Raw genomic sequence first — 9,682 nt, forward strand, 5'->3', positions numbered from 1 at the left:
GCCGTTGGGCTCCTTGGTGACGAGTTCGACGTGGTCGGCGTCGGTCTTCCGGTAGGAGACGATGTCGCCGGCGTACTCCTTCGCCGCGGCGCCGATGGGACCGGCCCGGACAGCCGGGCGGGTGTGCGGGGGGTGGGTGATGATGGCGGGATCGGCGAGGTACGGGAGTCGGTGCCGGAGGCTGCGGGGGCGAGCCTGGCCGAGTTGCGGGTGGGGGTGGACCGGGCGGCCCGGGCGTGGGCGGCGGGTGACCGGCAGGGCGCCTACGAGGCAGCGACGGCGGCGATGTCGGCCGCTGCGGCGGCCGGCCGCGGTGCACGTGTTGCTGGAGCTCGACCGGATGCAGGGCGGGGGCGAGGAGCCGGCGCCTGGGCGTGGTCCGGCCGGGCAGTGGCTGGGTCCGGCGGGCCCGGACTCGGGCAGGAAGTCGCGCCGCGCGGGTGAGTGCGCTCTGCAGGCCTGCTCCGAGGAGGGGTCAGTTGTCGAGGAGCGGGTCGGGGTCGGCCAGTGCGGCCAGGTGCGCGGGCCGGGAGTCCGGCTCGGCCGCGGGGTCGGCAGCCGAGGGCGGTATGGGGAGGTCGGCCCAGACGGTCTTGCCGCCGTTGCCGTCGGGGGTGCAGCCCCAGTGGGTGGTGATCCGGTCGACGACGACCAGGCCGTGTCCGTGCGGGGTCTGCGGCCGGTGCGGCTCGACGAGCCGCGGCGGGGTGGGGCTGGGGTCGGTGACGGCGATCCGCAACCGTCCTGGCGACCGCTGGAGTTGGAGGGTGAGGGGGTGTCCGGCGTGGTCGGTGGCGTTGGCGAGGAGTTCGGCGGCGACGAGGACGGCGTCGGCGGCCGTTTGGTGGGCGGTGCTGGGCAGGTGCCAGTCGGCGAGGGCGGTGCGGGTGAACTCCAGGCCCTCGCTCACACAGTCCGCCTCCCCGCCGGGAAGGAAGTCCAGTCGACGCCGGTCCGAGACCACGGGGTGAGGGGAGGGGCACATGACGGCTTCCGGTCGAGGGCCGAAGAATTCTCCGAATCAGGCGCCTGCCCGGCCCGGCACCGTCTACGCGCCGGATACGGCCGCATCCTCGCCGTGCCGGGCGGCGTCCTCGGCCGTGCCTCCACGGGGAACAAGGCGGCCGTGTCGGTGATCTCCAGGACCCGGCGCGCCCCGGCGCTCAGCGCGATGAGGATCATCGGCACCGCCCGGTCCGCGGCCGCTGTCCGGGCCCGCAGCAGGGCGTTCAGCCCGCCGGAGGCCAGCAGCTCCACCCCGCTCAGATCGACCGCCAGCACCTTCGGGAGTTCGCCGAGCGCCTTGTCCAGCGCTTGCTGCGCCTGGTCGTCGGTGCTGTGGTGCAGGTCGCTGGCGAACACGCACACCACCGGGCCCCAGGTGGGGCGCGAGAGGCTGACCCTGCCGTCACCGCGCAGGTCGTGGAGCAAAGGGGTGGCTCCGGTGTCGCGATGGGCGAGGCAGGGTCGGGCGCCGCGGGTTGGTGATCCGAGGGCGGTCGGGCGGCCGCGACACCGGCCTCACACAGGCACAGCTGGCGGCCGAAGCCGAGGGTGGCGGGGGCGGATTCGGGTAGCCGCTGTTACGGGCGGGGTCGAGTAGAGGAGAGCTGAGATCATGACCGCCGTTTGCACGGCAACCGCACCGCTGCCGCCGGCGCCACTGCTTCCTGGGCGGCCGCCTCGCCGGCCGACACCGCTCCTGCCAGACCTGCCGCCCCCATCGGGCTGTGATGCCCCGCCGATCAGGATCACCGCCAAAGGTGCGGACATCTCCTGATGGCCCGTTTGCCGGTCCTCTGACCGGATACAGCCGTGATCAGCCCTGGCTTCCGGCCCCGTCCTCGAACTGTGACCGGACGCGGCATGTCGGCTGCGCCCGCCCTGGGGTGTTGTCTCGCTGACTGGTGGTGCGGGCTCTCCTCTCACGCCGGTACGGCGGCCTGGTGACTGCCGGCCAGGCCGTGCTGCGGGGCGTCCGGGGCGGTCTGCGTGCGCCGGCGGGGGTGGCTTCCCGTGTGCGCTGGTTGTTGCGGCGGGGCGGTCGGAGGGGCCGCAGGCGTCGGGATGGTCTGCGGGGGCCAGGGTTGGTGAACCAGTGTGTGGCGGAGGGCGTCGAGTCTGGCCAGACAGGCGTCGAGGGTGGCGATGGCGGTGCTGCTCTGTTCCTGGATTCGGCGCTCGATGGAGGCGAGCCGGTTCTCGATCTGCTGCCAGCGTTCTTCGGTGCCGGCGAGTGGGCCCATCCCACCGGCGCCATCACCGAGACACGAGTCGCCTACCACGACGGCACCGTCTACGTGGGCAACCGCAGCGGCACAATCTACGCCTGGACGCCACCACCGATGCCCTGCGTTGGACCTGTCACATAGCTGGCGGCGACCTGTTCCCCGACCTGCAGTACGCCGGCGGCAACCTCTACGTCAGCGACAGTGCCCATCACACCATTCGTGAAATCCACCCCCAGCCGCAACACCCTGACAGCCGCCGGATGGACGGCCGCCCTGGCTCACCGGGCCAGCGCGCGGCCATCTACGCGGGCACCTCCACGCCGGTCGGTGGGCTGGCCCGCGCCCTGCTGCACCTGATTCACATGGCCTGAAGGGCTGGTTGTGGGCGATGGGGTGGGCCTGGCCGGTTGTGCCGCTCGCTGCGGGCCTGGGCGCGTTTCCCGCAGGTCCGGCCCCGGGGCACGCTGTGGCGCTGCTCCCCGGTCCGGGTTCCTGCTCGCGGCCTGCTGTTCCTCGCCCCCCGTCGTGGTGCTGCGTCTCGACGGCTCGCGCCCGGTCCCGTTCAGGATGGCGGGGCGTGGGGGGCAGGTGGTGTAGGCACCGGCGGTGTGGATGTCGGTGCAGGCCCACACGTTCGGGGTGTCGGTGAACGACCCGCACAGCCGGCCCCGGGCGACCCGGATGTCGGTCCACTCGGCGGTGATCTTCCAGCCGTGGGCGGTTGCGGTCGTCCGCTGGTGGACCTCGGCTTGCCGGTCGCCTTCGTGAAGGAGCGCGGTGGCTCTCTTGGTGCTGCCGGGGTTGGTCCAGGTGACGGTGAGGCGCCGGCCGAAGTTGTCGTGTCCGTCGATGGCGATGCAGATCTTCGGGCCGGACCAGTTGTGGGTACGGGCGTCGCTGCTGCGCCGGCCCGATGCGGCGGCCGGGGCGGCGGTGGTGAGTAGGACGGCGGCGGCCGCGGTGGCGAGTGCGCAGGTCCTGGTGAGGACCGGGTACATCCGGCCATCCCTCTTCTTCTTCCCCGTGGGTAGGCCCGCCGGGTTGGTTGCGGTGGGGTACTGGGGTTGAGAGTGGGCGCCGCGGGGGTGTTGCGGCAGGTCACCCGGCCGGCCCACGGGGGTCCCGACTGTCGCCTGCCCGCCCCGCCGGGCGGTCCGTCGCTGCCGGACCGCTGTACTGCTGTCGGTCGCCCGCCCGCCGGGGTGCCCCGCCGGGCCGTCGCGCCGTTCGCCGCCCGGACGCTGGTCGTCTTCCGGCGGCGGTACCGGGCTTTCGCCGTCCGGTACCGCCGCCGTTCGGCTGTCGTCCGCCCCGCGGTGTGCCGCCGGCCGCCCGCTGGCCGGTCCGTCGCTGAGCCGGGCTGGCATCGGTCGCTGGGCCGTCGTGTTGCCGCTGTGCCTGGCCGATGCCCGGCGCGCTGTCGGCCCCGCCGCCCGCTGCCGCCCGTTCTCGTGCTGCTGCCGCTGCGCCGCCGCCTGGGGCTGCCGCTGGTTGTCGCTGGTTGTCGTCGCGCGGGAGGGCGGCGGCCTCGGAACTGCCGTGCGGGCCGTTGCCGCTGGAGGCCGGACCGTTCGGGTTGTGCTCCGGTCAATGGCCTTCGGGGATTCGGGGGGCGGGTGTGTTCAGGGCTGGTGGGGTGGGTGCGGGGATGGGTGTTCGGGGAGTGGCCCTGCGCACGGAGGCTTGGGCGGCTCGGCCGAGGCGTAGGAGGAGGGCGTCGGGGAGGAACACGGCGTCGGCGGTGATCATGGCGAAGGAGAAGAGGGGGAGCCCCAGGAGGAGGGCGATCCCGAGGTGCATGCCGAGCAGGACGGCGAGAGCGGTGTACTTGACCTTGCTGAACAGGGTGAAGGGGAAGGCGACCTGGACGACTACGGTCAGGTAGCAGACCGCCGTGAGGAGCAGCGGGTGGCTGTCGGCCTGTGCCGACAGTGCGGGCCAGGGTCGGAAGAGGTCGAGGTGGAGGGCGTAGTGCAGTGCGGTGCCGTCGCGCCAGAGGCTGCCTTGCACTTTGGATAGGCCGGCGGAACCGTAGAGGATGCAGACCTGGGCGGCGATGACGAACATGCCGCAGTTGTGGAGGAGGACGGCCACTCGGCTGCGGACGGGCTCGGCGTACCGGCGCCAGGGGTGCACGGGCCCGGAGGCGGGACGGGCCGACCGTGCCCGGCGGGAGTCCAGCGACCAGCGGCGGCCGCACGCGGTGAGGGCGAGGTAGACGGCCATCAGTGCGATGAGGTTGTCGCCGCCGTCCGTCATGAGGACGGCGCGGCTGTGGAACGAGGTCACCACGAGGGCGAACAGGACGGAGACCGCCCTGGTGTGCCATCCCAGGGCGAACAGGGCGGACGTCACGAGGGCGAGCACGTAGCAGGCTTCGAACCAGGTACTGCTGTCGGAGAGGGTGAGGAGGGTGAATTCGCCGTTCTGTGCCTGGAGTTCGCGTGCGAGTTCCGGTGTCCACGGCGAGCCGGGCCCCCAGATCTCGTCGCGGTGCGGGAACTCCCGCAGCAGGAAGGTGAGGTAGAGCAGCCCGTAGCCGATCCTGAGCAGGGCGGCGGCGCGCAGGGACACGGCGCGTTCGGTGAGGAAGGCGAACGCGCGGGTGACGGGGTCGTGGCGGGGGTCAGCGGTCATGGGATTCCACCTGCCACCAGGGGAGGTACCTGGCGTTAGAGGGCGTGCTGCCGGAGGGTGCGGTCCGGGGGGTCGATCGCCCGGGTGGTGCGACCGGCGTGCCGGTGACGCGCAACTGGACGGCGTCGAGGGCGGGCGGTGTGTTGCCGGCCAGGCGCCGGGCGGCGATGTTTGCCAGGTACTCCTGCAGCATCCGTGCACGTTCCGTGGCGGGTCGGTCGGTGGGGCCGTGCGTTTCCAGGTAGGCGGCCCACGCGCGGCGCAGCATGTTCTGCGCTGTGTGGCTGGGGAACGCGCTGTGCCGTACGGCAGCTTCGTCGATCGCGGTCAGGTCCTGCCAGGCGCCGACCTGCCGGGAACCGTCCGGGGCCGACGTCGATGCACGGGCCGAGATCTGCCAGCGCACCGACTCGGGGTTCGGGGCGAACAGTTGCCAGTTCTGCTCGAAGTAGGGGTAGATCCAGGTATCGATCTGCCGTTGGTATTGCTGGGAGACCGCGTTGGACGGTGCGACGTGCAGGAACACCAGGCAGACATGGGCGAGTGTCGCCATGACGCACGCGACGGTCGCGACCGCCACCGTGATCGCGGCCGGCAGTGACAGGGCCGGGTCCGGGTGTGAGGTCCCCGCCGGGCCGGTCGATGTCGGTGTGGCCTCCGTTGCGGGGGAGATGACGGGGCATCCGAATGGCGTTCCGCTGTGGTCGGTGTCGTTCATCGCTCCCTTTCCGCGGGCCTGCACCTGCGCGTGTCTGTGTGTGGATGTATCCGGCGGACGTGCGGTGATGTCCCCGCGCGAGGTCGCTCGCGCGGGGACATTCACGCCCGTCCCTGGTCGTGGGTCAGGAGACGGACCGCGCGCGTCGGCGCAGGACGAAGACCCCGGCGCCCGCCAGCGGCAGTCCGATGAGAGCGGCGCCGGCCGCGATCTCGATGGTGTTCGGCCCTCTGACTGAGCCGCCGACACCCGTGTCCACGCCGCCGACGGGAGGCCGCCCGTGGCCACCACCGTTGCCGGCCCCACCGTTGCCGGCCCCGCCGGTCGTTCCGCCGGTCGTGCCGCCGGTCGTTCCGCCGGTCGTGCCGCCGGTCGTGCCGCCGGTCGTTCCGCCGGTCGTGCCGCCGGTCGTGCCGCCGGTCGTTCCGCCGGTCGTGCCGCCGGTCGTTCCGCCGGTCGTGCCGCCGGTCGTGCCGCCGGTCGTGCCGCCGGTGGTGCCGCCAGTGGCGCACGTTTCCCGGGTGATGGTGTTGGTGTCCAGGGTGACGGACCCGTTGCGGGCCAGGGCCCGGCCGTCAATGGTCGCCCCGGTAGTGGCTGAGATGGACGTCAGCGCCAGGATGTTCCCGACGAAGGTCGAGTTGGTCCCGATGGTGGCCGAGCTGCCGATCTTCCAGAAGACGTTGCAGGGCGCCGCGCCGTTCACCAGGAGCACCTGGCTCGCGGAGGCGGTGGTGAGCGTGGAGCCTACCTGGAAGATCCACACCGCGTTCGGGTCGCCGTGGGCGTCGAGAGTCAGCGTTCCCGTCAGTCCGATCGAGGAGGACGCGGTGTACACACCCGGATCGAGCGTCTGGCCGCCGAGGTCGCCCGAGATGCTGGCGTCCGAGGCCTGCCCGGCCGCGTTGTTGTAAGCGACGGTCAGGTCGGTCTGCGCCTGCAGTGCGACGGCGTCGGCGGAGTGGATGACACCGTTCACCGTGCCGGGAGGAAAGCCGGTCACCGAGGTCCCCGGGCTCACCCCGACATCCCCCGTGATCGTGCTCGGGCCGGTGTTCGTGACGGACTGGCCGGCCAGGACGGCGAAGCTGTCCGCCGTCCCGAGCGGCACCGCCACACCGATCGCGTGGGCGGGGGTCGGCAGAACTGCCATCCCCGCGGCGGAGACGGTCAGTAAGAGCGCCGCGGAGAACCGGGCGGTGAACCCGCGACGGGAAGGTGGTGCCGAGACAGCCGAGTTCATTTAGGTGCCAATCTCTCGGGAGGACCTAATGGAATTGAATTAAAGGGACCGAAGACGTGAGATCTCATGCCAGGGCTACAAAGTGGGGCGACAATGACGATTTCCCCGTCTATACTCAGCCCTCCGAACGGAGATCGCATACAAATATGATATGCGGTCGACCGGCGCGTCCATGCCATTGAGGCCGGTGCATACGGGTGACTCTTCGTGATCAGCAGTGCAGTCCTGCACAGTGCTTGACTGGCCATCAGGCAATGGACGGCCCGGCCCAGTGGGTCGGGCAGTGATCCGATGTGTGCGCATCACCCGTTCGGTCTCGGGGTGTCACCGCACTGCGCTGTCATCGGATGAAACGATGAGAGAACCTCGGATCGGCCCATCCCGGTGGCCCCGAGTTCGCCGGGGCCGGCCGCTGACACTTTCCTCCGCGTCGCGGCGAGGCGACGCTCACACCCGGACGAGGAGACGGCAGTGCGCGGATTCAGAGTGCTGTGGGCCGCGATCGTCACGGCCTCCCTGATTCTCGCTGCCGGGGTGTGGCTCGTCAGGGAAGGCCACCGCACCGAACTGCCACCCCAGCCGACCGCGGCACAGATGTTCTCCACGTCCCCCAAGGCCACCGACCAGGCGGCAGCCACACCCGCGACCCCCGCCATGAGCGCCTCGCCACCCACCCGGATCCGCATCCGCACCATCGATGTCGAAGCCCCCGTCACTCCCATCGGCCTCGACGCCAAGGGCCAACTCCAGCCACCTCCACCCGACAACAACAACCTCGTCGGCTGGTACCAGGCAGGCGCTGCACCTGGCCAGGACGGCACCGCCGTGATGGCCGGCCACGTCGACAACAAGCGCGGGCTCTCCGTCTTCTACGCTCTGGGCCGCCTGCACCCGGGAGCCGAGGTGGACATCGATCGGAAGGACCACACCACCGCCGTCTTCACGGTCGACGCAGTCGAGGTCTACCCAAAGGACCACTACCCCAGCGACAAGGTCTACGGCCGAACGGGCCGGCCGGAACTCCGCCTCATCACCTGCGGTGGCGACTTCACCAAGGAGACCGGCTACCAGGGCAACGTCGTCGCCTACGCCCACCTGGCACGCACCGAGACCTGACCACCAGCCGCCCCGATAGCCGACCGGGCGGCGCACGCCGCGCGCCACTGCGCCGAAGCCCACCGGCACATCGGCACCGACCCTCGCCCGGCTGCGCCCGTGACACGCCGACAGCGGACCACCCGCGCGCGGCGGGGCGGTGAACGGCTCCCGGGGCCCGTGGGCAGCCTCCCAGCCGCGCCGTACGGTAGTCCTGAAGGGCGTCCTCCGGCACCGAGCACTTCACTCCGTCTGACCGACCCAACCCTGGCAAGGCGCCCGTCGGGTGGGCGCCGGGCGTGGCCGATGACGCGGGGGCATGTCGGCGGGCTGGGGCCGGCACAAGGAGGTGCCGTGTATGGCCATCAGGAACGGCGGTACCGCAGGGGCCAGGTCGCAGGGGCGGCGCCTGGCCGACAGCCGTGCCGAGCTCGGCGCCCGCCTGCGCAGCCAGCACAAGACCTGCCGCGCCATCGAGCTCCAGATCACCTACGCCGACCGCAGCAGCACCACCCGCACCCTGCGCGAGGCGACCAATCACACCCCCCGCCTCGCCGATACCCTCTACGCCCCGTTCGCCTCCCTCGGCCTCCAGCGGGCCCGGATCCGCGCCGTCACCGCCCGCGTCGCCAACCTCGCCCCCGCCGCCACCGGCCACACCCAACTCACCTTCGGCCCCCAGACCGAAGACCGCCGCACCCTGGAGCCCGTCATCGACAAGGCCAAGCACCGCTGAGGCGCCGGCACCCCCCACCCGGCCTCGCTCGCGGTCCTGCGCTCCGACCGCGGTAGGGGCGCCGGCGCGGCCCCGCTGGGCCGGGCGGCGGACCAGTGATCGCACGAGATGGCGACGAGACGGCCCGCGCGGCGCAGTCCGCGCCGACATCGGGCGTCGGACGGGCGACTCCAGGTTCACAAGGGCTGGCTGCGGACCCATGAGCGCGGCCAGCCCCTGACCGGTGTCCGGAGTCCGCACGGCGGGCCCGTCCGGGGCGCGCGTACTCGGCCGGCCACCGCTGCCCCGCGGGCCTGCGGACCCACCAAGCTCCGCCCGCGCCACTCGTGCGGTTGAACCTTCTGCCGGTTCCCAATGTCAGGTCCCGCGGTTGGAGTCCGACCCGAGATCGACGGAAAGGCCCCGGTCGGCAGTCCGGCACGCAGCGAGGCCGCGCCGAGATCGCGGGCCAGCAGCAGGTGGCGGTGGGTGGCCCGCGCGGCGGCCGGGTCCGTCCGGCCCGGTGCGTGCACGCGCTGCCGTAGCCGGGGACAGCGCTGCACCACGGCTCGTCGAGGATCGTCCGGGTGGGGATCGGGTCGCCGAAGCGACGGGCGGGCGGCGGCCGCGTACTCGGCGAAGCGGTTCGTCCAACCGCTGGTGTCCCGAGCCAGCGCTCTCAGAACGAAGAGCCGCGCCCCTCGTCCTGGCAGTGCGTCAAGGGCTTGCAACCAATCCGCCAGACATTCCGGCGGGCCCTGGACCCCAGGCCGCCGCAAGGCTCCGTCCGGGTTCTGGTGATCCGGCGTCCATGTGCTCGTGCCCCGCGTGCGAAAAGGAATGCCTGCCTACCAGGACATGCTCACCAACAGCGGCCACACCCGGCCGACGATCTGGACGGACATCTGGTACGAGTTCCTCGCGCTGGGTGACGGCGACAAGGCCCTCGCGGCGTTCCGCGCCGACAACTCCTTCACCTCGGAGGAGGGCGAGAGCAAGGCCCACACCTTCCACTGGATCCGCAATCTCGCCGCCCTCGGCAC

11 protein-coding genes and 1 pseudogene are annotated in these 9,682 nt (G+C 72.0%); 4 read left to right on the plus strand and 8 right to left on the minus strand.

The genetic code is table 11. The features are described 5' to 3' along the window. Nucleotides 1-475: 475 nt before the first annotated feature. The 3 genes from AB0P35_RS40475 to AB0P35_RS40485 all read right to left on the minus strand — a co-directional run bounded on the left by AB0P35_RS40475 (nt 476) and on the right by AB0P35_RS40485 (nt 2,246). The gene (locus tag AB0P35_RS40475) at nt 476-910 is read right to left on the minus strand and encodes an ATP-binding protein (protein WP_095877757.1); all 435 of its coding nucleotides are present in this window, start codon (nt 908-910) and stop codon (nt 476-478) included. Beyond that, complete coding sequence (locus AB0P35_RS40480) at nt 907-1,431, minus strand: STAS domain-containing protein (protein WP_095877756.1); 525 nt, start codon at nt 1,429-1,431, stop codon at nt 907-909. Before AB0P35_RS40480 ends, AB0P35_RS40475 begins: the two co-directional genes overlap by 4 nt. Before the next feature lie 494 nt (nt 1,432-1,925). Beyond that, entirely contained in the window at nt 1,926-2,246 is a 321-nt protein-coding gene (locus AB0P35_RS40485; protein WP_095877755.1) for a hypothetical protein, read from the minus strand. Nucleotides 2,247-2,258: 12 nt separating this feature from the next. Here AB0P35_RS40485 and AB0P35_RS40490 point away from each other — a divergent pair, with 12 nt between their 5' ends. Continuing rightward, nucleotides 2,259-2,372, plus strand: a complete 114-nt coding sequence (locus AB0P35_RS40490) for a PQQ-binding-like beta-propeller repeat protein (RefSeq protein ID WP_363521312.1) — start codon at nt 2,259-2,261, stop codon at nt 2,370-2,372. Nucleotides 2,373-2,509: 137 nt separating this feature from the next. Here the strand turns inward: AB0P35_RS40490 and AB0P35_RS40495 are convergent, their stop codons facing one another. The 4 genes from AB0P35_RS40495 to AB0P35_RS40510 form a co-directional block, all read right to left on the minus strand. Continuing rightward, entirely contained in the window at nt 2,510-3,229 is a 720-nt protein-coding gene (locus AB0P35_RS40495) for a hypothetical protein (protein WP_144298861.1), read from the minus strand. 589 nt (nt 3,230-3,818) lie between these two features. After that, the gene (locus tag AB0P35_RS40500; RefSeq protein ID WP_363521294.1) at nt 3,819-4,868 is read right to left on the minus strand and encodes an HTTM domain-containing protein; all 1,050 of its coding nucleotides are present in this window, start codon (nt 4,866-4,868) and stop codon (nt 3,819-3,821) included. Beyond that, nucleotides 4,858-5,586 (minus strand): DUF5819 family protein, encoded by a 729-nt coding sequence (locus tag AB0P35_RS40505; RefSeq protein ID WP_363521297.1) that lies wholly within the window; start codon nt 5,584-5,586, stop codon nt 4,858-4,860. Before AB0P35_RS40505 ends, AB0P35_RS40500 begins: the two co-directional genes overlap by 11 nt. A gap of 124 nt (nt 5,587-5,710) precedes the next feature. Continuing rightward, nucleotides 5,711-6,739 (minus strand): ice-binding family protein, encoded by a 1,029-nt coding sequence (locus AB0P35_RS40510; protein ID WP_363521300.1) that lies wholly within the window; start codon nt 6,737-6,739, stop codon nt 5,711-5,713. Between the two features lie 561 nt (nt 6,740-7,300). Here AB0P35_RS40510 and AB0P35_RS40515 point away from each other — a divergent pair. Further along, entirely contained in the window at nt 7,301-7,945 is a 645-nt protein-coding gene (locus AB0P35_RS40515; RefSeq protein WP_363521303.1) for a class F sortase, read from the plus strand. Between the two features lie 337 nt (nt 7,946-8,282). Further along, nucleotides 8,283-8,660, plus strand: coding sequence for a hypothetical protein (locus AB0P35_RS40520; RefSeq protein ID WP_363521306.1), 378 nt, complete (start codon nt 8,283-8,285; stop codon nt 8,658-8,660). Nucleotides 8,661-9,067: 407 nt separating this feature from the next. On the opposite strand, the pseudogene AB0P35_RS40525 reads toward AB0P35_RS40520, so the two are convergent. Further along, a pseudogene (locus AB0P35_RS40525) lies at nt 9,068-9,216 on the minus strand (beta-glucosidase); the annotation flags it as partial. A gap of 263 nt (nt 9,217-9,479) precedes the next feature. Here AB0P35_RS40525 and AB0P35_RS40530 point away from each other — a divergent pair. Then, a partial coding sequence (locus AB0P35_RS40530; protein WP_363521309.1) for a hypothetical protein occupies nt 9,480-9,682 on the plus strand: 203 nt, incomplete at its 3' end.

It is taken from the genome of Kitasatospora sp. NPDC085879 (genome assembly GCF_040686255.1).
Lineage (GTDB): Bacteria > Actinomycetota > Actinomycetes > Streptomycetales > Streptomycetaceae > Kitasatospora.